General features: G+C 65.3%; 22 protein-coding genes. 12 read left to right on the top strand and 10 right to left on the bottom strand.

Translation table 11 applies throughout. From position 1 onward, the window contains the following. Positions 1-4 precede the first annotated feature (4 nt). On the bottom strand, positions 5-196 hold the full coding sequence (locus tag M2332_RS13665) for a hypothetical protein (protein WP_264574482.1): 192 nt from the start codon (positions 194-196) through the stop codon (positions 5-7). Positions 197-771: 575 nt separating this feature from the next. Between M2332_RS13665 and M2332_RS13660 the strand changes: the two genes are divergently transcribed. From M2332_RS13660 to gltB, 4 genes are all read left to right on the top strand, one after another. Beyond that, on the top strand, positions 772-1,731 hold the full coding sequence (locus M2332_RS13660; RefSeq protein WP_264574481.1) for a complex I NDUFA9 subunit family protein: 960 nt from the start codon (positions 772-774) through the stop codon (positions 1,729-1,731). A gap of 87 nt (positions 1,732-1,818) precedes the next feature. Beyond that, positions 1,819-2,622 (top strand): undecaprenyl-diphosphate phosphatase, encoded by an 804-nt coding sequence (locus M2332_RS13655; protein ID WP_264574480.1) that lies wholly within the window; start codon positions 1,819-1,821, stop codon positions 2,620-2,622. A gap of 161 nt (positions 2,623-2,783) precedes the next feature. Then, the gene (locus M2332_RS13650; protein ID WP_264574479.1) at positions 2,784-4,229 is read left to right on the top strand and encodes an NAD(P)-dependent oxidoreductase; all 1,446 of its coding nucleotides are present in this window, start codon (positions 2,784-2,786) and stop codon (positions 4,227-4,229) included. Between the two features lie 41 nt (positions 4,230-4,270). Next, positions 4,271-8,788: a glutamate synthase large subunit gene (gene gltB, locus M2332_RS13645; protein ID WP_264574478.1), complete on the top strand. Its 4,518-nt coding sequence runs from the start codon at positions 4,271-4,273 to the stop codon at positions 8,786-8,788. An 89-nt stretch (positions 8,789-8,877) separates the two neighbouring features. On the opposite strand, the gene M2332_RS13640 is transcribed toward gltB, so the two are convergent. After that, positions 8,878-9,354 carry a hypothetical protein gene (locus tag M2332_RS13640; protein WP_264574477.1) on the bottom strand — a complete coding sequence of 159 codons (477 nt, stop codon included), beginning with the start codon at positions 9,352-9,354 and terminating at the stop codon, positions 8,878-8,880. A gap of 144 nt (positions 9,355-9,498) precedes the next feature. Here M2332_RS13640 and M2332_RS13635 point away from each other — a divergent pair, with 144 nt between their 5' ends. Continuing rightward, the gene (locus tag M2332_RS13635; protein WP_181558743.1) at positions 9,499-10,170 is read left to right on the top strand and encodes a glutathione S-transferase family protein; all 672 of its coding nucleotides are present in this window, start codon (positions 9,499-9,501) and stop codon (positions 10,168-10,170) included. Between the two features lie 6 nt (positions 10,171-10,176). Here M2332_RS13635 and M2332_RS13630 read toward each other — a convergent pair whose 3' ends face one another. The 6 genes from M2332_RS13630 to M2332_RS13605 form a co-directional block, all read right to left on the bottom strand. Continuing rightward, positions 10,177-11,334: a sensor domain-containing diguanylate cyclase gene (locus M2332_RS13630; protein WP_264574476.1), complete on the bottom strand. Its 1,158-nt coding sequence runs from the start codon at positions 11,332-11,334 to the stop codon at positions 10,177-10,179. Positions 11,335-11,436: 102 nt separating this feature from the next. Continuing rightward, a complete protein-coding gene (locus M2332_RS13625; RefSeq protein WP_264574475.1) occupies positions 11,437-12,642 on the bottom strand; it encodes an FAD-dependent monooxygenase in 1,206 nt (401 codons plus the stop codon). A 90-nt stretch (positions 12,643-12,732) separates the two neighbouring features. Then, the gene (locus tag M2332_RS13620) at positions 12,733-13,374 is read right to left on the bottom strand and encodes a class I SAM-dependent methyltransferase (RefSeq protein WP_181558740.1); all 642 of its coding nucleotides are present in this window, start codon (positions 13,372-13,374) and stop codon (positions 12,733-12,735) included. A 127-nt stretch (positions 13,375-13,501) separates the two neighbouring features. Further along, positions 13,502-13,867 (bottom strand): response regulator, encoded by a 366-nt coding sequence (locus M2332_RS13615; protein WP_264574474.1) that lies wholly within the window; start codon positions 13,865-13,867, stop codon positions 13,502-13,504. A gap of 100 nt (positions 13,868-13,967) precedes the next feature. Further along, positions 13,968-14,846 (bottom strand): LysR substrate-binding domain-containing protein, encoded by an 879-nt coding sequence (locus tag M2332_RS13610; protein WP_264574473.1) that lies wholly within the window; start codon positions 14,844-14,846, stop codon positions 13,968-13,970. Between the two features lie 91 nt (positions 14,847-14,937). Further along, entirely contained in the window at positions 14,938-16,161 is a 1,224-nt protein-coding gene (locus M2332_RS13605) for a DUF418 domain-containing protein (protein ID WP_264574472.1), read from the bottom strand. 84 nt (positions 16,162-16,245) lie between these two features. On the opposite strand from M2332_RS13605, the gene M2332_RS13600 reads away from it, so the two are divergent. From M2332_RS13600 to M2332_RS13590, 3 genes are all read left to right on the top strand, one after another. Beyond that, positions 16,246-17,052: a methyltransferase domain-containing protein gene (locus tag M2332_RS13600; RefSeq protein WP_264574471.1), complete on the top strand. Its 807-nt coding sequence runs from the start codon at positions 16,246-16,248 to the stop codon at positions 17,050-17,052. Then, positions 17,045-17,578, top strand: coding sequence for a GNAT family N-acetyltransferase (locus tag M2332_RS13595; protein ID WP_264574470.1), 534 nt, complete (start codon positions 17,045-17,047; stop codon positions 17,576-17,578). The genes M2332_RS13600 and M2332_RS13595 overlap by 8 nt, the downstream gene beginning before the upstream one ends. 188 nt (positions 17,579-17,766) lie before the next feature. Further along, positions 17,767-18,810, top strand: a complete 1,044-nt coding sequence (locus M2332_RS13590; RefSeq protein WP_264574469.1) for a CAP domain-containing protein — start codon at positions 17,767-17,769, stop codon at positions 18,808-18,810. 42 nt (positions 18,811-18,852) lie between these two features. Here M2332_RS13590 and purL read toward each other — a convergent pair whose 3' ends face one another. Together purL and M2332_RS13580 are read right to left on the bottom strand one after the other, a co-directional pair. Then, positions 18,853-21,090: a phosphoribosylformylglycinamidine synthase subunit PurL gene (gene purL, locus M2332_RS13585; protein ID WP_264572051.1), complete on the bottom strand. Its 2,238-nt coding sequence runs from the start codon at positions 21,088-21,090 to the stop codon at positions 18,853-18,855. 142 nt (positions 21,091-21,232) lie between these two features. Then, a complete protein-coding gene (locus M2332_RS13580) occupies positions 21,233-21,610 on the bottom strand; it encodes a hypothetical protein (protein WP_181558733.1) in 378 nt (125 codons plus the stop codon). 124 nt (positions 21,611-21,734) lie between these two features. On the opposite strand from M2332_RS13580, the gene M2332_RS13575 reads away from it, so the two are divergent. From M2332_RS13575 to M2332_RS13560, 4 genes are all read left to right on the top strand, one after another. Further along, positions 21,735-21,980 carry an exodeoxyribonuclease VII small subunit gene (locus M2332_RS13575; RefSeq protein WP_181558732.1) on the top strand — a complete coding sequence of 82 codons (246 nt, stop codon included), beginning with the start codon at positions 21,735-21,737 and terminating at the stop codon, positions 21,978-21,980. A 7-nt stretch (positions 21,981-21,987) separates the two neighbouring features. Then, on the top strand, positions 21,988-22,890 hold the full coding sequence (locus M2332_RS13570) for a polyprenyl synthetase family protein (protein WP_264574468.1): 903 nt from the start codon (positions 21,988-21,990) through the stop codon (positions 22,888-22,890). 10 nt (positions 22,891-22,900) lie between these two features. Further along, positions 22,901-23,419, top strand: coding sequence for a pantetheine-phosphate adenylyltransferase (gene coaD, locus M2332_RS13565; RefSeq protein WP_264574467.1), 519 nt, complete (start codon positions 22,901-22,903; stop codon positions 23,417-23,419). A 77-nt stretch (positions 23,420-23,496) separates the two neighbouring features. Then, entirely contained in the window at positions 23,497-24,213 is a 717-nt protein-coding gene (locus M2332_RS13560; RefSeq protein ID WP_264574466.1) for a peptidylprolyl isomerase, read from the top strand. Positions 24,214-24,282 lie beyond the last annotated feature (69 nt).

Raw genomic sequence — 24,282 nt, 5'->3', positions numbered from 1 at the left:
AAACTCAATTTTTCTTTTCGGTAACTCTTGATGAAGTCAGGCTCGTGACGCTCTCAAGGATCGTTCCTGAACCTGTCCAGCGTTCTTGAGTGCGCTTGCCGTCCAGATAGGTCTGCGGGCGTTCACGGACAAGGCAAAATCGTCGCTGCGCCGCAGAAATCAGCCATTTTTTGATGCTGCATGGCAGGAAAGCCATGCGCCCCTTGCAATGTCGCAGTACGCCAGGAGACAAGTTTTCGCGTGGCGCTCAACTCGCGGAAGTCGCGCCAGCGGCGTTGTTCGATGAATTGCGCAAAATCGCGGCCGCGTCGCACCCTCGCACGGGGCGATCATCCGCCATCAAGTCGAATTTTCGCATATTGTGGCATATGTTCAAAAGTTTACGCCCATCGTCGACCGTCGCAGGTGCAACCCTGCAAAGTCGGTCGCGTTGCCTTGACCCTAGCCGTGCCCACCGGCAGTCTGGACGATGCCGGCCCTGACAAGACAGCGCACAGCCGCGATCCCCGGCAGGTTGTGCATTTATGTGCAACTTATTCTTACGCTGCATGGGCGAAATAAGCCGGCGAAATTATTTTTGCGGGCCACGCCATATTCCACCCCGCAGGGCGTCGTGCGGCCGGTTCATGCGCTCATCGCTCGCGATTTGCGCCGCCGTTTGTCGAGTCGCGCATCCACCCGGTTGTTTTGGATGGCGGCCTGATGCAAGGGAGAGGAGAACCGCAAACGCGGACAGACAGGCCCTCGGGGCAAGGACGACGGAACAGAGTCATGATAGCGACGGACAAGCCGATTGTGTTGTTTGGGGGTGGTGGTTTCGTCGGCCGCCACGTGGCGCAGGAGCTGCTGGCGAAGGGCTATCGCCTGCGCATCGCCCAGCGCGATCCGCGTCAGGCCTTTGCGCTGCGCACGCTGGGCGGCATGGGCCAGATCCAGTTCGCGGCCGTGGACATCACCCGCGCCGATCAGGTCGCCGCGGCCCTCACGGGCGCATCCGCCGCAGTCAACTTCGTCGGCCTGCTGACCGGCGATATGCACGCCGCGCATGTGGTGGGCGCACAGACCATATCCGAGGCCGCGGCGGCGGCGCGCCTTGAGGCGCTGGTTCACGTCTCCGCCATCGGCGCAGACGCTGCCAGTTCATCTGCCTATGGGCGGACCAAGGCCGAGGGCGAGGCGGCAGTCCGCAACGCCTTCCCGCGCGCGACCATCGTGCGGCCCTCGATCCTGTTCGGGCAGGACGACCAGTTCACCAACCGCTTTGCCCGCCTGATCGCCTCGGGATCGACCCTGCCCGGCCAGATCGTCCCGGTGATCCGCGGCGAAACGCGCTTTCAGCCGGTGCATGTGGTCGATGTCGCCCGCGCCATCGCGCAGGCCGCGACGCAACCCGAAGATCACGCCGGTCAGACCTATGAGCTGGGCGGCCCAGACACGCTCTCCCTGCGCCAGATCAACAGCTGGATCGCGGCCGAGATCGGTCGCCCGTGCAGCTTCCTGCCCATCCCCGACGGTGTCGCCAAGGCACTGGCCATGCTGACCGGCTGGGCACCCGGCGCGCCGATCACGCGCGACCAGTTCGAGATGCTGTTGAGCGACAATGTCGTTGCGCCGGGCGCAGCGGGCTTCGAGCGTTTCGGCATCACCCCTGCCCCGATGGCAGCGATTGCGCCGGCATGGCTGGAGCAATATCGCAAGCAAGGGCGGTTCGGCGTCACGGCACGGGCCTGACGACCATCCGTTGGGGGCACTGGCGCTCGCGGCGCGCCCCTGCCCGCCCGCGTCAGACACCCGCCTCGTTTCAAGGATTGCGCCCGCATGGATAGCAACGTCTTCACCGCCATTCTGCTGGGCATATTGGAAGGGCTGACCGAGTTTCTGCCCGTCTCCTCGACCGGCCACCTCATTCTGGCGAGCGAGTTGCTGGGCTTTACCGGCGAATCGTCCGTGACGTTCAAGATCGCCATCCAGTTCGGTGCCATTCTCGCTGTGATGGCTGTCTATTGGCAGCGCTTCTGGGGCGTGGGCACGGGCCTGCTGAAGGGCCGGCCGGACGATATCGCCTTCACGCGCAACGTGTTCCTCGGCTTTGCGCCGGCGCTGGTCATCGGCGTTCTCGCCTATGAAGCGGTGCGCGCCGCCATCCAGACCCCGATGATCGTGGCGGTCGCCCTCATCATCGGCGGCATTCTAATGCTAATCCTGGAGCGGATGGTGAAGACCGTGCGGGTCAAGTCCGTAGAAACCATGCCATTTACCACCGCGCTTGGCATCGGCCTGGTGCAGTGCATCGCGATGATTCCGGGCGTCAGCCGGTCCGGCGCGACCATTTTGGGGGCGCTGACCATGGGCGTCGACCGCAAGACGGCGGCCGAATACAGCTTCTTCCTGGCCGTACCCACCATGCTTGCAGCGACGGTCTATGCGCTTTGGAAGGATCGCGCGCTGCTCAACGCCGACGATCTGGGGATGATCGCCATCGGTTTCGGCATGGCATTCCTCACTGCGCTGTTCGTCGTGAAGGGCTTTGTCGCCGTCGTGACCCGCTACGGTTTCAAGCCTTTTGCCTGGTACCGAATCATAGCCGGGTCGATCGCTCTGATCGCCCTTTTGATGCGGTAGGACCGGATCGGACCTATAAGGGGTTTAGATAACCTGTCCAAACCCTAAAAAATGGCCGTGCGCCACATTATAGGTCAGCTATACTGTCCTTAATGTTGAGAAACGCGTGACTTCCGCGATTGTCGTCCCTATGTGCGGCGCCGAAAGGAAGGACCCCGCCCATGGCCGAGAATCCGATGCTCAAATTCGTCATTCGCCCGCAATCCTATCCGGAGAAGCGGTCCGCGAACGAACGCGCGCATGACTTCCATGAGATTTCGGACGGGTTCGAAACACCCAAGGCCGAGGATCAGGCCGCGCGCTGCTCGCAGTGCGGCGTACCCTATTGCTCGGTACACTGCCCGCTGCACAACCACATCCCGGACTGGCTGCGCCTGACAGCGGAAGGTCGGCTGCGCGAGGCGTATGAGCTCTCCAACATGACCTCCACCATGCCCGAGATCTGCGGCCGCATCTGCCCGCAGGACCGGCTGTGCGAGGGCAATTGCGTCATCGAATTTTCCGGCCATGGCGCCGTCACCATCGGCTCGGTCGAGAAGTTCATCACCGATACCGCCTGGGAAGAAGGCTGGGTCGAGCCGGTGCAGGTCGGCAAGGCAACCGGCTTCTCGGTCGGCATCATCGGCGCTGGCCCCGGTGGCCTCACCACGGCGGAATATCTGCGCGCGGCGGGGCATGAGGTGCATGTCTACGATCGTCACGATCGCGCCGGCGGCCTGCTGACCTATGGCATCCCCGGCTTCAAGCTGGAGAAAGAGGTCGTCATACGCCGCGTGAAGCGGCTGGAGGATGCCGGCATCCAGTTCCACATGGGCTTCGAGGTCGGCAAGGACGCCTCGCTGGCCGAGCTGCGCGAGCGGCATGACGCGATCCTGATCGCAACCGGCGTCTACAAGGCGCGCGACATCAAGGCGCCCGGCGTCGGGACCACCGGCGTGGTCAAGGCGCTCGATTTCCTCACCGCCTCTAACAAGGCCGGCTTTGGCGATCATGTCCCCGCCCATGAGGATGGCTCGCTGCTCGCTACCGGCAAGGATGTCGTGGTGATCGGCGGCGGCGATACCGCCATGGACTGCGTGCGCACCTCGATCCGCCAGGGCGCCAGGTCGGTGCGCTGCCTCTACCGCCGCGACCGGGAGAACATGCCGGGCTCGCAGCGCGAGGTGCAGAATGCCGAGGAGGAAGGCGTCGAGTTCGTCTGGCTCTCCGCCCCCGTCGCCTTCGAGGGCACGGAGAAGGTCACCGGTGTGAAGATGACGCGCATGCGCCTTGGCCAGCCGGACGCTTCCGGCCGCCGCGCGCCGGAGCCGGAGCCGGGCAGCGAGACCAGCATTCCCGCCGATCTCGTCATCAAGGCGCTGGGCTATGACCCCGAGGATCTGCCGGTGCTGTTCGGCGAGCCGGGCCTCGCCGTCACCCGCTGGGGCACGCTGCGCGTCGACCATCGCAACATGATGACCAGCGTCGATGGCGTGTTCGCCGCCGGCGACATCGTGCGCGGCGCCAGCCTCGTCGTCTGGGCCATCCGCGATGGGCGCGACGTGGCTGACCATATGCACAGCTATCTGCGTGCCCGGACGCCCAAAAAGCAGGCGGTCGCCGCATGACCGAGATCAATCGCAACTCCGCAGTTGAAAGAACAACCACCATGGTTCCTGAAACCGAACGCGACCGGATCGCCCGTGAGGGCATGTATCGCCCTGAATTCGAGGGGGACGCCTGTGGTGTCGGCCTCGTCGCGGCGACGGATGGCAAGGCCTCGCGCCGTGTGGTCGAGAGCGCCATCGATGCGCTCAAGGCCGTGTGGCACCGCGGTGCTGTCGATGCCGATGGCAAGACCGGCGACGGTGCCGGCATCCATGTCGATCTGCCGGTGCGCTTCTTCGACGATGCCATTTCCGCCTCCGGCCACAAGCCGCTGCCCAACCGCCTTGCCGTTGGCATGATCTTCCTGCCGCGCACGGATTTGGGCGCGCAGGAGACCTGCCGCACGCTGGTCGAGGCCGAGATCATCCAGGCGGGTTACCGCATCTATGGCTGGCGGCAGGTGCCGGTCGATGTCTCCGTCATCGGTGAAAAGGCGCAGCGCACTCGCCCCGAGATCGAGCAGATCCTCATCTCCGGCCCGATGCCCGAGGAGCAGGACGTCGCCGAGTTCGAACGCGATCTCTATCTCGTGCGTCGCCGCATCGAGAAGAAGGTGATCGAGGCGCAGATCAACGATTTCTACGTCTGCTCGCTCTCGTGCCAGTCGATCATCTACAAGGGCCTGTTCCTCGCGGAATCGCTCTCGGTCTTCTATCCGGACCTGACCGACGAGCGGTTCGAGAGCCGCGTGGCGATCTTCCACCAGCGCTATTCGACCAACACCTTCCCGCAGTGGTGGCTCGCCCAGCCCTTCCGGTCGCTGGCCCATAATGGCGAGATCAACACGATCCGCGGCAACAAGAACTGGATGAAGAGCCACGAGATCAAGATGGCGGCGCTGGCCTTTGGCGAGCAGTCCGGCGACATCAAGCCGGTGATCCCGGCGGGTGCGTCCGACACCGCCGCGCTCGACGCCGTGTTCGAGACGCTGTGCCGCGCCGGCCGCGATGCGCCGACCGCGAAGATCATGCTCGTGCCCGAGGCCTGGCAGCACAATGACGATGTGCCGCAGGCCCACCAGAACATGTACAACTATCTCGCCTCCGTGATGGAGCCGTGGGATGGCCCGGCCGCGCTCGCCATGACCGATGGCCGCTGGGCCGTGGCCGGCATGGACCGCAACGCCCTGCGTCCGCTGCGCTACACGCTCACCTCCGACAATCTGCTGATCGTCGGCTCGGAGACGGGCATGGTCGTGGTGCCGGAGACCACCGTGGTCAAGAAGGGTCGCCTCGGCCCCGGCCAGATGATCGCCGTCGATCTCGATGCCGGCCAGGTCTATGACGACCGCGCCATCAAGGACCGGATTGCCGGCGAGCGTCCCTATGCGGATTATGTGAAGGGCTTCCGCACGGCGGACGACCTCCCCGCCGCAGCCAGTGACGCGCGCCCGCAGTGGGACCGCGCCGAGCTGGCACGCCGTCAGGTCGCCGCCAACCTCACCATGGAGGACATGGAGCTGATCCTCAGCCCCATGGCCGAGGATGGCAAGGAAGCGGTCGGCTCGATGGGCGATGATGCCCCGCTCGCGGTGATCACCGAGAAGCCGCGCACGATCAGCCACTTCTTCCGCCAGAACTTCAGCCAGGTCACCAACCCGCCCATCGACTCGCTGCGTGAGCGGCATGTGATGAGCCTGAAGACGCGCTATTCGAACCTCGCCAACATTCTGGAGGAAGACCGCCAGAACAGCGAGGTGATGATCCTGGAATCGCCGGTGCTGCTGTGCGACGACTGGTCGCGGCTGAAGCGCTATTTCGGCAAGACGGTGGCAGAAATCGACTGCACCTTCCCGGCCGATGGCCCGCCGGATGCCCTGCGCGCTGCCATCAACCGCATTCGCGACGAGGCGGAAATCGCCGTACGCGCCGGCCAGACCGAGCTGTTCCTCTCCGATGAAGCCATCGGGCCGGACCGCGTCGGCATCGCCATGATCCTCGCGGCGGCGGCGGTTCACACCCATCTCGTCCGCAAGGGCCTGCGCTCCTACGCGTCGATCAACGTGCGCACCGCCGAATGTCTGGACACGCATTATTTCGCGGTCCTGATCGGCGTGGGCGCCACGGCGGTGAACGCCTATCTTGCCGAAGCCTGCATCGCTGACCGCCATGCGCGCGGTCTGCTGGGCGACCGCAGCCTGGAGGCGTGCCTCGAGAACTTCCGCACGGCGATCAACGAGGGCCTGCTCAAGATCATGAGCAAGATGGGCATCGCGGTGATCTCCAGCTATCGCGGCGGTTACAACTTCGAGGCAGTGGGTCTTTCGCGCGCCATCGTGAACGATCTGTTCCCGAACATGCCCTCGAAGATCTCCGGCGAGGGCTATGCCTCGCTGCAGTATAACGCGCTCGTCCGCCATGAGGCGGCGTTCAGCAAGGCCGTCGCCACGCTGCCGATCGGCGGTTTCTACCGTCACCGGGCGGGCGGCGATGCCCATGCCTATTCGGCGCAGCTCATGCACCTGTTGCAAACCTCCGTGAACACGGACAGCTACTCGACCTACCTGCAGTTCTCGCGGGGCGTCTCGGAGCTGCCGCCGGTCTATCTGCGCGATCTGTTGGAGTTCAACTATCCCGATCAGGCCGTGCCGATCGACGAGGTCGAGGCGATCACCGAAATCCGCAAGCGCTTCGTCACCCCCGGCATGTCGTTGGGCGCGCTCTCACCCGAGGCGCATGAGACGCTGGCCATCGCCATGAACCGGATCGGCGCCAAGGCCGTTTCCGGCGAGGGCGGCGAGGATCGCTCGCGCTTCCAGCCCTATGAGAATGGCGACAACGCCAATTCGAGCATCAAGCAGATCGCCTCGGGCCGTTTTGGCGTTCACGCCGAATATCTGGGCGCTTGCGAGGAGATCGAGATCAAGGTCGCGCAGGGCGCCAAGCCCGGCGAAGGCGGCCAGTTGCCCGGCTTCAAGGTGACCGAGTTCATCGCCAAGCTGCGCCACTCGACGCCCGGCGTGACGCTGATCTCGCCGCCGCCGCATCACGACATCTACTCGATCGAGGACCTGGCCCAGCTCATCTACGACCTCAAGCAGATCAACCCGCGCGCGCGGGTCTGCGTGAAGCTGGTGAGCCAGGCGGGCATCGGCACGGTCGCGGCGGGTGTCGCCAAGGCGCATGCCGACGTCATCCTCGTGTCCGGCAATGTCGGGGGCACCGGTGCCTCGCCGCAGACCAGCATCAAGTTTGCCGGTCTGCCGTGGGAAATGGGCCTGGCTGAGACCAATCAGGTGCTCACGCTCAACGGCCTGCGCCACAAGGTGAAGCTGCGCACCGACGGCGGTCTCAAGACCGGCCGCGACATCGTGATCGCGGCGATCCTGGGCGCCGAGGAATTCGGCATCGGGACGCTGAGCCTCGTCGCCATGGGCTGCATCATGGTCCGCCAGTGCCACTCGAACACCTGCCCGGTGGGCGTGTGCGTGCAGGACGAGCGCCTGCGCGCCAAGTTCACGGGCACGCCGGAAAAGGTCATCAACCTGATGACCTTCATCGCCGAGGAAGTGCGCGAGATCCTGGCGCGTCTGGGCTATCGCAGCCTGGATGAGGTGATCGGCCGTACAGAACTGCTCAAGCAGGTCAGCCGCGGCGCCGAGCATCTGGACGATCTGGACCTCAACCCGATCCTTGCGAAGGTGGATGCGGACGACGACAAGCGCCGCTTCAACCTGCCGACCTGGCGCAACGAAGTGCCGGACAGCCTCGATGCGCAGATGATCGCGGACGCGCAGGCGGTGTTCGAGCGTGGCGAGAAGATGCAGCTCACCTACACGGTGCGCAACACGCACCGCGCCGTGGGCACGCGCTTCTCGGCGCTGATCACCAAGAAGTTCGGCATGTCGACCCTGCAGGATGGGCACGTCCATGTCCGTCTGCGCGGCACGGCCGGCCAGTCGCTGGGCGCCTTCCTGTGCAAGGGCATCACGCTGGAAGTATTCGGCGATGCCAATGACTATGTCGGCAAGGGTCTCTCGGGCGGCATCATCGCCGTGCGGCCGATGGTCTCCAGCCCGCTGGCGAGCCAGGAGAACACGATCATCGGCAACACGGTGCTCTACGGTTCCACCGCCGGCAAGCTGTTCGCAGCCGGTCAGGCCGGCGAGCGCTTCGCGGTCCGCAACTCCGGCGCGCAGGTCGTCGTCGAGGGCTGCGGCGCCAATGGCTGCGAATATATGACCGGCGGCACCGCCGTGATCCTCGGCAAGGTCGGCGCCAATTTCGGCGCGGGCATGACCGGCGGCATGGCCTTCATCTATGATGAGAGCCGCACCTTCCCGGCCCATGCCAATGCCGAGAGCATCGTCTGGCAGCGGCTGGACAGCGCCCATTGGGAAGGCGTGCTGAAGGATCTGGTCGAGGAGCATGTCGCGCGCACGGACAGCGACTGGGCCAAGTCCATCCTGCACAGCTGGGAGCGCAACCGCGATCACTTCTGGCAGGTTTGCCCGAAGGAAATGCTCAGCCGCCTCAAGCAGCCGCTGTCCGACAAGCAAGAGGTCGTCGCGGCGGAATAAAGACAAGACCCCCGGTGGTCACGCCGGGGGTTTTTCTTGGCGCAGGGCGACTGAGAAGCGCGGCGACGCGCCTCAGCGGTGGGTTCCAATCATTCCTGCAGAAGCGGCGCGGCGATGACAGGCGCGGCAGCGAGACGCGCGGCAACCTTCGCCGGAGCCGGCTCCTGCACGCGCAAGGGCGCTGAGGGCGGCGAGACAGAAACACGTTCCGCCGGGACTGGTCGCGTCGGCTCCTGCAAGTCGACCGCCTCATAAGGCGGCAACGGCGCATAGTCCGCGGGCATCGGTTCCAGATAATCCCGGTGGCGGTTCAGCCCCGCATCGCATCCTTCACAATGGTAGCTGGATGGCCCATCACGCATCGCTGCGCTTGCATAGGCGCGATCCTCTAAGGACGAAGACGTTTCCTCGGCGCCGGCCTCGCTCCAATAAGCCGCCAGTTCGTCTGCACCGGTAGGGCGGCCCGCCCCATTTGCCGTGACGAATTTGCCGAGCACCACGCCGCCGGTTCCGCCCGCCAACAAGACGGCGCCGATAAACCCCCATGTGCGTGTGCTGGTGTTCATGGTCCTGTCCCTTATCAGATCTCGCCTTCTCGGGCACTCCGCCGTGGGGGATGCTGTCTCTGGAACAAGTCCCCTCGCCGCCATTGGTTCCAGCAGCGCAAGTTTCAGCTATGATCGGCCTCGCTGGCGATTTAAGAGCCGCGCATGTGGCATCTCTATCAGTTTCCGCTCTGTCCCTTCTCGCGCAAGGTCCGCTTTCTCATGGCGGAAAAGGGCATCGTGTACGAAACGGTGCGCGAATCGCCCTGGGAAGGTCGGGATGAATTCCTTGATCTGAACCCTGCAGGCACCACGCCGGTGATCGTGGCCGACGACGGCCATGCGACTCTGGCGGACAGTCAGGCCATCTGCGAATATTTCGAGGAGACGGTGGACAAGTTTCCGCTGATCGCGGGCTCCGCGCTTGATCGCGCGGAAGTGCGCCGGCTCGTCGCCTGGCTGGACCAGATCGTCTACCGCGATGTCGTGGCGCCGCTGCTCAATGAGCGGATGATCAAGCGGGTCGTCTCCCGCACCTCACCCGATGCCGGGGCGCTGCGCGAGGCGATGCGGCGGGCCAACACGCATATGGATTATCTCGATTATCTGCTCGACCATCGCAGTTGGCTGGCCGGCGGAACGATGAGTCTGGCGGATATCGCCGCCGCCGCGCATATCTCCGTCGCGGATTATCTCGGCGGCATCGACTGGGAAGGCCATGGCCAGACCAAGCGCTGGTATGCCGGCATCAAGTCACGCCCCTCCTTCCGCCCGCTGCTCGCCGAGCGGATGGAGATCGTGACGCCGCCTAAATATTACGATCAGCCGGATTTCTGACCGCGCTCAGTGCTCGGTTTCAGCCGCGATATAGACGCGGTTGCGGCCATGTTCCTTGGCCAGATACAGGGCGCGATCCGCAGCCTTGAGCGCATCGCGCGGTTCGGTGTAGCCGAAGACATCCGCCACGCCGCCTGAGAAGGTTACGCGGTCCATGCGTTCGCCGGTCTTGCGGTCAACGAGATTGCGCTGCGCCATGTCGATGCGCGCGTCATCGACCACCTTGGCGGCCTCCGCGACGGTCAGCCCCCGGAAGAGCATGACGAATTCCTCGCCGCCGTGACGCGCGACATGACATTTATCGCCGGAGATCTTCGCGAGCAGGCCGGCAACGAACTTCAGCACCCGGTCGCCGGCATCATGGCCATGCGTATCGTTGATGACCTTGAAATGATCGATATCGCAGAAGGCAACGCACAGGGATTCGCCGTCTTCGCGCGCCTTGACGGCTTCCTCACGCAGCGTGTTTTCGAAGGCGCGGCGGTTCGGCAGGCCGGTCAGATGATCCTGCTCGGCCGCCTTGCGGGCGCTCTCCAGGTTCTTCTGCAGCAGCCGCGTCTGCGTCTGCCCCTCACGCATCTTGCTTTCGACTTCGCGCGTCTTCTCGATCATGCTGCGGGTGAGCAGAATGAGATTGCCCAGCGCTTCCCCGGCATCCGACTGCTCCAGCGAGGCGGCCTGCTTCTGCAAGGCGACGCCGAAATCCTTGGCGGAGGTGCTGGATTGATCGACAATGCCGGTGATCTGATCGAGATTGGCCTCGACCTTCTTGAGCATGTCGGCCAGCGTATCAGGGGTCAGTTCCTCGGCCCGCTGGTCGACGATGATCTGCTCGACCGCGCCATTGGTAAGCTTCCCGCGCTCCATCAGGATCGCGCGGACCGCCTTTTCCACGGCGATGTCGTTGCCGGTGATGTAATCCAGCGCCAGCCCGAAGTTGAGCGGCGTCAGATCGAGATCATGGGCGAAGAGAAAGCTGCCGACTTCTTCGTAGATCATCTTGCGCCGCTCGCTCTCGCGGCGAAGATGCGCATTGCCTTCCTCGCGCCGAGCCCCCTCGACGACGTGCGCGCCCTCCGACGCACCTTCCGTGATGCCCAGAATGCGGCCCAACCGGGCCAGCTTCCCACCAAAACTCTCAGACGGCACTTGCGCGGCAGACATGCCTGATCTCCTCCAACGCGGCCCTTCTAGCCGGCTGTGGTAAACAAAGCTTTGAAGGTGACGGGCTGAATTGCGACTGAAATGCAAAAAGCTGTCAGGCGGTCAGACCAGATCGCCCAGCAGCAATTTGGGCCGGCTGCCGCTTTCGCCGCGCGCTTCCGCCATGAACCGATCCTTGAGGGGGCCGAGCTTCTGCACGGCGGACAAGCCCAGCCGACGGATTGCCGAGACCGGCCGGCCCGGCACATCGAACAGGCGGACGAGGCCATCCATCATGATCGTTACGCTCAGCGCATCCAGCGCCCGCCAGCGCTGGTAGCGGGCGAGCAGTTGCGCATCGCCCGGCTCCATGCCGGTGCGCATGCCTTCCACGATCACCTGCGTGAGCGCCGCGACGTCACGATAGCCAAGGTTGACCCCCTGGCCGGCGATCGGATGGATGCCGTGGGCAGCATCGCCAACCAAAGCCAGCCGCTCATCGATGATCCGGGCGGCGCGGTGATAGCCGAGCGGGTAGCTCTGCATGGGTGCGGCAAGGCGAATGCGGCCGAGGAAATTCCCCATCCGCTTTTCCGCCTCCGCCAGCCAGGCGTGCTCGCCGAGCTTGAGATAGGCGGCCGCGTGCTTGGTCGGCACCGTCCAGACGATGGCCGAGCGATTGCCCGGCAGCATCGGCAGCAGCGCGAACGGCCCGCCGGGATAGAAGATTTCATAGGCGGTGTTGCCGTGCGGATCGTCATGCTCGATGGCCGTGACCAGCGCGGTGTGGGGATAATCCCATTTCGCCACTGTGATGCCGGCAGCCGCACGCGTCGGGCTGCCCCGGCCTTCCGCGCCGACGAGCAGGCTCGCGCCGATCTCGGCGCCGCTTTCCAGCCGCACGCGCACGCCATGCGCATCCCGCACTGTCTCCACGGCCCGGTCGGGCTGGAAGCGCACGATGTTAGCCGCGTCCGCCGTGGCTTCGATCGCGGCCCGCAGTTCGCGATTCTCGACCATGAAGCCCATGGCGCCATCATCGGGATCGGGCGCGAAATCCAGCGCGCCGCCGGTCAGCCCTTCGCTCACCCAGATCCGGTCGATCGGGCAGGTCTTGCCGGCGAGGCGCGGCGCGATGCCGATGGCCTCGAACTGGCGCCAGCTCGCCGAGGAAATCGCGGAGGTGCGTCCATCGAAACTCTGCGCCGGTACGCGCGCGGGCGCCGCCGGATCGACAATAGCGCTGCGCACGCCATGGCGTTCGAGTGCGACGGCCAGCGTCAGCCCAACAAGACCGCCGCCCAGAATGATGACATCATAGCGTTGCATCAGTCCATTCTAGCGAGGCCGGAGGGCGAAGGCGACTGCCCATTGGAGAAAAGCCCGCGCCTACCAAGACCGGGCTGGTCTCCGCTCACATCAGAAGGCGAGTTGCGCGCTGTCCATGGCCGCAATGTCCGCGGCGCGGCGGTAACGGAACACCGTCGCCGGCGGCACGTTGCGCACGATGGTGCCGATCCGCTCCACGCCCAGATCGAGCGCATCGGCGACCGACTCGGCCAGCGGCGGGCGCGGCGAATAAGTGAACTGGATGAACGCGCCACCCGGGCGCAGCAGCCGGAAGGCCTCGCTGACGATCGCGCTCTGCAGAGTCTTGCTCATCGCCAGCAGCGGCAAACCGCTGATCACGCACTGATAGGCACCCTCGCCGCCCGTGCATTGGCCGAGCACGGCCTGAGCCGGCGCCTCGATGATCGAAACGCCCGCAAAATCGCGCCGCAGGTTGCGCGCAAAACCGGGATTGATCTCGACCACTTCCAGATGCGTGCGCGGCAGGCCGGTCGCCAAAATCTGCCGGGTGAGCGCGCCCGTGCCGCCGCCGAACTCCATGACGAGGCCGCCTTGCGGGTCGATCTGCGAGGCCATCAGCCGGCCAAGATGCGGGCTGCTCGGCACGATGGAGGCCGTCTGGCGCGGTTTGCGCAGCCAGGCGTGAAGGAATTTCAGATAATCCCCGGCGCTTGACCGACGATCGGTCAGTGCGGAACTCTTGCTCGCCATCGCCCCTCGCTCGCTTGTCACGGAACCGTCTCACTAGTGCGCCGTGGGGGCGCTGGGAAGAGGCAAGATGGGGGTGATGGATCGGCTTTGTGCGCCGCTCGTCCTGAAAAGCACAGGGACTGGCTGGTCAGAGCGTCACATGCCGCACGGCCGCGAGAAGACGCTCCGGATCGAACGGCTTGACCAGCCAGCCCGTCGCGCCGACTTCCCGGGCGCGGGCGCGCTTTTCCTCGCTATATTCAGTGGTGAGCACCAGCACCGGCCGATCGACATGGCGCCGGCCCTGCGCCCGCAACGTCTCGATGAAGCCGAAGCCATCGAGCCGGGGCATGTTGATGTCCGTGATGACCAGATCGGCCTCATTGGCCTCCAGCCAGTCGAGCGCGGCCTGGCCATCCTCGGCCTCGACCACCTCATAGCCGCCGCCGGTCAGCGTCATGCGCAGCAACGCCCGCATGCTGCGACTGTCATCGACTGTCAGAACCTTCGGCATGTGCGTGTGCGACCTTCTGCCCGTTCGAGCGAAGGCACGCCATAAGGGTGGCAGCGTTTACAAATCGTCGACAGCGCAGACCGATGACGGCCCGGCCCGGTCAGATCTCGGCGTTGATCACCCAGTCGTGGAACATGCGCACCGCGCGCTTTTCCATGGCTTTCGGGCGGCAGACGAAGAAATAGCGATAGGGGCTTTCGACATGATAATCGAACAGCCGCACGATCCGGGGGTCATGCGCTTCCTTGAAATGGCGCCCATGCATCGCGGCGATGCCGAGTCCCTGCGCCGCAGCCTCCAGCATCAGCGCACCCGAATCATAATAGTCGATCGACGCCGGCGTCAGATTCGGCAGGCCGACCGCTTCCTTCCAGACGTCGAACGTCGCCGACATGTCGCGGTGAACCAGCAGGGTCTGGCGGGCGATGTCCTCAGGGCGCGTGACCGGCCGGGGGCCTTCCAGCAGCGCCTTCGATCCGATGAGGTAGACAAGATCCCGATCCAGTTCGCGGCCGTATAGCGAGGGATCGACATCCCGCGCCAGCACGATGGCCGCGTCCAGCCCTTCACCCAGCCGAGCAATGGCATTGGGGCTGGTGTCCACGTCCAGATGGAGATCGGGATGCTGCTTGTGTAGCTCGCCCAGCCGCGGGAACAGGCGCTGGCTGGCGAACAAGGGCAACATGCCCAGCCGCACCCGCATCGTCCGCGCGCCGCCGGTAGCACTCTCGATAGCCGCGCCCAGCGCATCGAGGGCGGGCGCGATCTCCTTGATCAGGGCATGGCCGTTCTGATTGAGTTCCAGCTGCTGGTGTTTGCGCTCGAAGAGGTTGTAGCCCAGAAATCGCTCGAGCGCCTGGATGCGGCGGCTGAGCGCGGGGGCTGACAGAGCCAGTTCCTCCGCTGCGGCCTTTACCGAGCCGGTGCGCGCGACCTGCACAAAAGCCTCGAGGGCGGTGAGAGGGGGAAGCCTGCGCATCGATGTTTAACGGGACCCAAGTTTATGCTGCATTGCACAACTATGCCGCAAGCGTTCAGCCGACGCCAGAGCGTTTTGAGCCTTTGTTATCTCAACGCTGTCCGCGACGCGCCGCCAGCCGCCAGAGCCGTTCGACAGGCCCCTGCCCCATCGATCGCCGCCAAAGGACCGACCAGGCGAGCATCACAGCCCACATCGCCAGGACCACCAGAAAAAGCTGCGTCCGCGTCAGCGCCCCAAACAGCCCTACGCCATAACCGTAGAACAGGGCGGTCATCAGCAAGCTGGTGAGCAGATAATTGGAGAGGGCCAGCCGGCCAATCGTCGCAATGGCTCGAACCAGCGGCGCTTGCGGATGCTGCGCCGCCAGTCCCATCGCCAGCGCGGCCAGAGCGACGGCCAGGGGCAGACGCAGCGGCACCGACCAGCCGAACAGGGCCGCCTGCGCCGCGAGCGGATCGCCCGACAGCAGCACCCAGATGCCAAGGCCCGCCATCGGCACCAGCCCGACCAGCATCGCCCGGTGCCATGTCGCGCGATATTGGGGGACCGGCCACTGGCCCGCCATAAAACCGCCCTTGAGCATCGCCATGCCGAGCGCGATGAAGGCCAGACATTCGGGCCAGGAATAGAGAATCTGATTCAGCGCCGCCCGCGGCGCGGCGCCGATCCGCTCGGCAAAAATGCCAGCATAGCCACCAGTATAGAGCGCGATCTCATTGGCAACCGCCCGGCTCGCGCCCATGCCGGCTGAGTCCGCATAGGCCTGCCAATGCTCGACGATGGTCGGTGCGGCTCCCGGAGCCCGCGCCGCTGCGCGGAGCGAGAAGGCGGGCCACACCGCCACCAGATTGATCGCCCACTGGAGCAGCAGCAGGGCCAGCGCGAGCTTGATGAGGCCGAGCGTCTCGAACCGGATGAACAGGGTGGCGATGAGGCCGCACAGCGCCAGCTGGACGAGGATATCGCCCGACCAGAGCAGCAGATAATGCGCAAGACCAACGGGCAGCAGCCACAGCATCCGCCGGCGATGCGCCTGCAGCCCGTCCCGCCCGCTCATCTCTGCCGATTCGATCACCAGCAGGATGGACGCACCCAGCAGCATCGCGAAAATCGCACGCATCTTGCCATCGACCAGCAGGAAGGTCGCGAACCAGGTCGCCAGATCCGCTGGCCCTTGCGTCCCCACCGTGAACGGGTTGAACCCCGCTGCAGAGGGCAGCCCGAAGGTCACGATATTGCCGAGCAGGATGCCCATCACGGCGCACCCCCTCAGAAAATCCAGTCCCTCGATCCGAAAGCCCTCATCGGCCATGCGCTATGCTGTCCTGGTTGCGGGCCGGGCGCATGAGCGGGCCGGCGCCTTGTTCGATTGGTCGTTGCTCTATCGCCTTTTGGCGTGACGTCCACCCCAAGCTGGTGCATTCGCGCGGCGATGGTCAGCGACTGTAAGACACGCATCGGCGCCGCATTCGGCGCGGCGGCGCCCCGCTATGAGGGCGATGCCGGCGTGCACCGCCATGTCGCCACGCGCCTGCTCGACTTTGCGACGGGCGGCACCGATACCGGTGCGCGCGATCCGGCAACCGTGCTGGAGATCGGCTGCGGCACCGGCCTGCTGACGCGGCTGATTGTGGAGCGCTGGCCGAATGCGGCGATCACCGCCACCGACATCGCGCCCGGCATGATTGCGGCGATGCGTGAGGCCGGCAGCCCTGCGCGGCTGCTGGTGATGGATGGAGAACGCCCGGATCTGGGCACCCAGCGCTTCGACCTCATTCTCTCCAGCCTCGCCTTCCAGTGGTTCGAGGATTTGCCGGCCGCCCTCGCCCGCCTGCACGGCCTTTTGGCGCCGGGCGGGAGCCTGTGCTTCGCCACGATGGGCGCCGAGAGCTTCAGTGACTGGCGCGCAGCCCATGCGCGCGAAGGGCTGGTCTGCGGTCTGCGCGACTATCCCAGCCGCGATGAGGTGGCCGCGATGGCGCAGGCTTTGGGCCAGTGCGATCTTGCCGAGGAGCTGGTCCCGCTGCCCGCGCTCGGCGGGCTGGCGCTGGCCCGGCATTTCCACGCCATCGGCGCGCGGGTGCCGCAGCCCGCCTATCGCCGCCTCGCGCCCGCTCTGCTCCGCCGCGTGATGGCGCGGTTCGATGCGGATGGCGGGGCTTCAAACTACCACATCATCTATGGCAGGCTGTGGCATGACTGATCGACCGACCCTGCGCAGGGCAGTAGCCGAGGATGCCGAAGCCCTGGCGAGGCTGAAGCTTACCTGCTTTCGCGAGACCTTTCTGGAGGACTTCGCGGTCCCCTATCCGCCCGATGACCTCGCCCGGTTCGAAATCGAGGCCTATGGCGCGCAGGCCGTCGCCCGCGAACTGGCAGACCCGACCCACGCCAGCTGGGTGTGCTCTACGGTTGCCGGAGAGCTGGTCGCCTACGCCCATGCCGGGCCGAGCAAGCTGCCGCACCCCGAGGTCACCGCGCACTCCGGCGAACTCTATCAACTCTACGTCCGTCGCGGCCATCAAGGGTACGGGTTGGGAGGCGCCTTGCTGAAAAGCGCGCTGGATTGGCTTGCAGAGCGCTATCCGGGGCCAAGCTGGCTGGGCGTCTGGTCCGGCAATGACCGGGCGCAGGCAGTCTACGCGGCCGCCGGCTTCCACAAGGTCGGCGATTATCTGTTCCATGTCGGTGACCACCGCGACGAGGAATATATTCTCCGCCGCGACTGAAAGCGATGCAGCGTTTCTGCCGCCCGACGAACCGCAGCCCCGTTTAGAGTTTTGCCATAGTTCCGCGCCTAGCCTGCGCCAGAACGACACGGTGCCAAAAGCCGTGGCAAAGCTGGGAACGGACGGACAAGATGCGGGCTGCAGATATCCTCAACAGGTCGGACGTGCCGCGCGGACAGCGGATATGGATGGGGCTCGCCTCAAGCCTGCTGGCCCTTTCGCTGGCCGGCTGCGGTGGCAGTGACAGTGGCAGTGGCGGTGGCGGATCGACGCCAATCACGGTCGCGCCGACACCAACCCCCACGCCAGCGCCAACCCCGGCGCCCACACCCACGCCAAGTCCTACGCCGACGCCGACCCCCACCCCAACGCCGACAAGTTGGACGGCGGCGGCGGCCGCGCTCTACGACACCCAGCCGAATGTCGCCTCGTGCAACACCGGCGTGCTCAAGACGAGCGTGCGGATGGACATGCTGGCCAAAGTGAATGCGGTGCGCGCGCTGCATGGGCTTCCCGCCGTCGTTTACGCTGCGTCCGCCAATCAGGGCGTCGACGATTCCTCGCTCATGATGGCCGCGAACAGGACGCTCGACCACAATCCTCCACCCACATGGACATGCTATACGACCGCAGGTCGCGACGCCGCTGCCTCGGGCAATCTCATCGGCGGATGGGGGTCATTGCCATGGCGGACCGAAGACGATCTGCTGGCGGGGTGGATGACGGAGCGCAATAGCCTCTCGATCGGCCACCGTCGCTGGATCCTGAACCCGTTCCTCGGTCAGATCGCCTACGGGCGGTCGGTTTATCAGCTGCCTTCGGGCGAACGCGCAGATGGCGCGACGATGAAGGTATTTGGTTTCAGCACCAGCGTCGCGGCACCAGCCCCGAGCAGCCTGCCCGATTTCATCGCCTATCCACAGGGCAATTATCCGCAGCGTTACTTCGGCGCGAGCGACATTCTCTCATTCACCGTGCTCGCCAACAAGACCGGGGCCTATGGCGCCAACGGAAACGTCGGCTTTAGCGGCGCCATCATCACGGTCAGCAGCGGTGGCACGAGCCTGCCTGTCACCAACGTGAAGTATGACAATGACGGATATGGGGTGCCGAACAACATCGAGTGGCGCGTGACAGGCCTGCAGGCCAACACGACCTACACCGTCAAGATTGTAGGCATCACCGGTGCCCCGCAGAGCGGCTACGAATACACTTTCCGCATGGTGCCCTGACCCGGCCGCATGGTGCCCTGAGCCGGCACCGACGGGCGCCGGTCAGGCGTCCATCAGGGCCGGGAAGAAGCCTTCATGCGCGGTGCGCAGATCGGCCAGCGCGACCGAGTGATCGCTCTCCGGCAGCTCGAAGATGATGCGATTGGCAATGGTGCGACCCAGCCGCGCGACCGTGACGCCGCGCGCCTCGGCATGGCTGAGCATCTCGACCAGCGCCGCATCGCGCACAGTCACGACATACAGGCCCTGATCCTCGGCGAAATAGGTTTCCGCCGTCGTGCCGGCCAGCGGCTGATCGAGGATCGCGCCGATGCCGCCGGCAAGCGCCATCTCCGTCACCGCGACGGCGACGCCGCCATCCGACACGTCGTGACAGGCCGTGATGGCGCCGCAGCGAATGGCCTCGCGCACGAAATCGCCGGTCCGGCGCTCGGTGGCGAGATCGACCGGCGGCGGCGGCCCCGCATCACGGCCTTCCAGCCCATGGACCTGCCGCAGCCAGAGTGACTGGCCGAGCGATCCGGTGCGCTCACCGACGAGGAAGATGATGTCGCCCACGTCCTTGAACGCGATGGTGCACATCCGCTCGACATCCGGGAGCAGGCCGACCCCGCCGATCGCCGGCGTGGGCAGGATCGCGCTGCCGCCGCCCGTCGCCTTCGACTCATTGTAGAGCGAGACGTTGCCCGACACGATGGGATAATCGAGCGCCCGGCAGGCCTCGCTCATGCCCTCGAGACAGCCAACGATCTGGCCCATGATCTCCGGCCGCTGCGGATTGGCGAAGTTGAGGCAGTTGGTGATGGCGAGCGGCTGGCCGCCCACTGCCGTGATGTTCCGCCACGTCTCGACCACCGCCTGGCGACCGCCCTGCACCGGATCGGCGTAGCAATAACGCGGCGTGCAGTCGGTGCTCATCGCCAGCGCCTTCTTGGTGCCATGCACGCGCACGACGGCAGCGTCACCACCGGGCGCCTGCGCGGTGTCGGCGCCGACCATGTGGTCATATTGCTCCCAGATCCAGCGGCGCGACGCGAGATCAGGCGAGCCCATCAGCGCGAGCAGATCGGCTGCCGGGTCCTTGCTATCCGGCGCGCTGGCGAGCGGCGCGAGCGGCGGGGTCGGCACATGCGGGCGATCATAGAGCGGGGCGTCGTCGGCCAGCGGGCCGAGCGGGATGTCGCACACCGTCTCGCCATGGTGGACCAGCACCATCCGGCCCGTATCGGTCACTTCGCCGATGACCGCGAAATCCAGCTCCCATTTGTGGAAGATCGCCTCGGCAAATGCCTCCTTGCCGGGCTTGAGCACCATGAGCATCCGCTCCTGGCTCTCCGAGAGCATCATCTCATAGGCGGTCATGCCGGTTTCGCGCTGCGGCACCTTGTCCATGTCCAGCCGGATGCCGACGCCACCCTTGGACGCCATTTCCACCGACGAGCTGGTCAAGCCTGCCGCGCCCATGTCCTGAATCGCGACGATGGCGTCAGAGGCCATGAGTTCGAGGCACGCCTCAATCAGCAGCTTTTCGGTGAACGGATCGCCAACCTGAACGGTGGGGCGCTTCTCTTCGGAATCCTCGCCGAAATCGGCCGAGGCCATGGTCGCGCCGTGGATGCCGTCGCGCCCGGTCTTGGAGCCGACATAGACGATCGGATTGCCGACGCCGGAGGCAGCGGAATAGAAGATCTTGTCTGTCTCCGCAACGCCCACCGTCATCGCATTGACGAGGATGTTGCCATCATAAGCGGCATGGAAATTGGTCTCGCCACCGACCGTCGGCACGCCCACGCAATTGCCGTAACCGCCAATGCCCCGCACCACGCCGGAGATAAGGTGCTTCATGCGCGGATGATCCGGACGCCCGAAGCGCAGCGCGTTCATGTTCGCGATGGGGCGCGCGCCCATTGTGAACACATCGCGCAGGATGCCGCCGACACCCGTCGCCGCGCCCTGATAGGGCTCGATGTAGCTCGGGTGGTTATGGCTCTCCATCTTGAAGATGGCCGCCTGCCCATCGCCAATGTCGATGACACCGGCATTCTCGCCAGGGCCGCAGATCACCCAGGGCGCCTCGGTCGGCAACTTCTTCAGGTGGATGCGGCTGGACTTGTACGAGCAGTGCTCGCTCCACATCACCGAGAAGATGCCGAGCTCCGTGATATTCGGCTCGCGGCCGATGGCGTTGACAACGCGCTCATATTCCTCGGGCGTGAAACCGTGTTCGGCGACGATTTCGGGGGTGATGCCTGAGGCGCTTGGGGTGGTGCTGGTCGACATGAGCGGCCTTTATCGCCGCCAGCGGGCGGGCACAACCGCCCGATCGGCCCTCGTAACGAAAAAGGCCGACCCTCTCGGGTCGGCCATTCTTTGAGCATCGGCCCGCCAGGGCGGACCGTGCGGTTGAACCAAGATCAGCCGGTCAGCCCGCCTTGCAGGCCTGACCGTTATACGTGACCGTCTCGCCGGCGCCTTCCAGCTTCGTCGCGCCATCGGCGGAAACGAAGGGCTGGCCGGCTTCCGGTGCCTTGAGACCGGTGATCGGGCCGCCACGTTCGGTGCGCAGGTTCGCCGTCACATCGTCTGTCATGAAGTCGACGAAGATCAGGCTATTGTCCTTGCAGCGATAGGTGGTGCTGGCACGGAGCATGGGAGGCAGAGCGACGTTACCGGCATTAGCCAGTTCCGCAGCCATTGGGTCATTCGTGCCAGTGTTGAAGGTTTCAGGCTCGGACTTGCACGCAGACAAGGCGAGCGCGGCCGCGCAAAGCGCGATTGAGGGGTATGTGAGGGTTTTCATAGCATCGCGGCTATTGCGATTCGCTCCGGCGAGGTCAACTTGATTTGCGTGACAATACGCCATTTTTCGGGGTAGCGCTGAGAGCACGCTTGACCCTGTGGGGGAGCCGGGTCAATGCATGGGCATGGCAGACGAGACCGATAGCGGCACCCTCAGCTTCGAGGACGCGCTCAAGCGCCTGGAGGCGATTGTCCAGCAACTGGAGCGCGGCGACGTGCCGCTGGACCAGTCCATCACCCTCTATCGCGAGGGCGAGGATCTGCGGCTGCAATGCCAGAAGCGGCTCGATGCCGCGCAGGCCCGGATCGAGCAGATCACGGCGAGCGCCGATGGGTCCGCCGCCCGGACGGCCCCTTATCCCAGTGAATGATCCGCTGATGCGCGAGGACGCCGGAACCCGGCTCGAAACCGCCCTGACGGAGATTGCGCAAGCGATCGACGTGCAGTTCGACCGGCTGCTGCCGGTGCCGGAGGACCAGCGCGCCCGGCTTTATGAAGCGATGCGCTATAGCGCCATCGGCGGCGGCAAGCGCCTGCGCCCGCTGCTGGTGAAGGCAAGCTGCGACCTCTTCAACATCGGCTGGGAAAGCGCGGTGCGCGCCGGCCTCGCCGTCGAGTGCATCCACGTCTATTCGCTGATCCACGACGATCTGCCCGCGATGGACAATGACGATATGCGGCGCGGCAAGCCGACGGCTCATCGCGCCTTCGATGAGGCGACGGCGATCCTCGCCGGCGACTGCCTGCACGATCTCGCCTTCGCCGTGCTGGCGGACGAGCGCACCCATGCCGATGCGACCGTGCGCTGCGAACTGATCGCCAGCCTGGCCTTGGCCAGCGGTCCGGCAGGCATGGCCGGCGGGCAGATGATGGACCTCGTCGCTGAAACGACGCAGTTCGATCTGCCGGCGATCACGCGACTGCAATTGCTCAAGACCGGCGCGCTCATTATCTTCTGCCTGGAAGCCGGCGCCATTTTCGCGCGGATCCCCGAGGAGCGACGCACGAGCCTGCGCGGCTATGCGCATGATGTCGGCCTCGCCTTCCAGATCGCCGACGATCTGCTCGACATCGAAGGGGATGCCGCCGTCACCGGCAAGGCCGTGGGCAAGGACGCCGCCGCCGGCAAGGCAACCTTTGCCTCGCTGATGGGCGTGGAGAAGGCCCGGCAGCAGGCCTCCCTACTGGTGGCGCAGGCCAAGGACCATCTGCGCGATTTTGGCGAGGAAGCCGATCTGCTGCGCGACATTGCCGATTTCGCGATCAGCCGCAGCTATTAAGGACGCGCACATGGTTCACCGCATCGGCCTTTATCCGGGAACCTTCGACCCTATCACGCTCGGCCATATGGACATCATCCGGCGCGGATCGAAGCTGGTCGACAGGCTGGTGATCGGCGTGACGACCAATCCCAGCAAGTCGCCTTTGTTCACGCTGGACGAGCGGCTGGCGATGATCCGGCGGGAATGCGCGGGAATCGATGCGGAGATCGACGTGCGGCCCTTCGATTCGCTGCTGATCGATTATGCCCGCTCGGTCGGGGCCTCGCTGATCCTGCGCGGCCTGCGCGCGGTGGCGGACTTTGAATATGAGTATCAGATGGCGGGGATGAACCAGTATCTCGATGCCAGCATCGAGACGGTGTTCCTGATGGCCGACGTTGCGCTGCAGCCGATCGCCTCGCGCCTCGTGAAGGAAATTGCAGGGCTGGGCGGCGACATCGGCAAGTTCGTTTCGCCCGGCGTTCGCACCGATGTGATGGCGCGGCTCGGCATGAGCGTCGACGCCGGCAGGGCAGACGAGACTTGACGGGTCATCATTGGTTCAGCCATGCGACGCTAGTTGGCGGCCGGGCCCGGTTCGGCCGTGAAATGAGGATGGACGACATGCGTGTTACCCGACTGTTTGGCTCCGGCATTGCGCTTGCCGCCGCCTGCGGCCTCATGCTGGCCAGCGCCAATTCCGCGCAGGCCCAGCCGGGCGGCGGTGCGCAGGATGCCCTGGCGAAGGCCGAAATGGCGGCCCGCGCGCAGAAGGATGCCGACGCCCTGCGCGAGGACGCGGAGAAGTCCACGGACAAGCCGCTTGTCGCGATGACGCCGGTCACGCCCGAAAACACCTGGGTGCTGACGCTCTCGGACGGCGCCACCGTACGCATCCTGCTCCGCCCGGACGTGGCCCCCGGCCATGTCGAGCGGATCAAGACGCTAACGCGGGAAGGCTTCTACAACGGCCTCAAGTTCCACCGCGTGATCGATGGCTTCATGGCGCAGGGCGGCGACCCGAAGGGCGATGGCACCGGCGGCTCGCCGCTGCCGGATCTCAAGCAGGAGTTCAGCTGGCTGCCGCACATGCGGGGCACCGTCTCCATGGCGCGCGCGCAAAGCGATGACAGCGCCAACAGCCAGTTCTTCATCATGCTGATGCCGCGCATGCAGCTGGACCACAAATATACGGTTGTGGGCCGGGTGATCGATGGCATGGCCGGTGTCGACCAGATCGCCAAGGGCGAGCCGCCGGCCCAGCCGACAACCATCGTGCGCGCCTATATCCAGAGCGATCAGCAGGCCGCCGCGCCCGCCGGCAGCAGCACGGCAGGCTGAGCGCGCCGACACGCGCGAGGGATTACCGGCCAGCCGCACCGCGCTGACCGGCACCTGTTCAATGCCCGC

Source organism: Sphingobium sp. B11D3A, assembly GCF_025961695.1.
Lineage (GTDB): Bacteria > Pseudomonadota > Alphaproteobacteria > Sphingomonadales > Sphingomonadaceae > Sphingobium.
The sequence above is the reverse complement of the archived record's forward strand: the minus strand, read 5'-3'. Positions and strand labels throughout refer to the sequence as shown.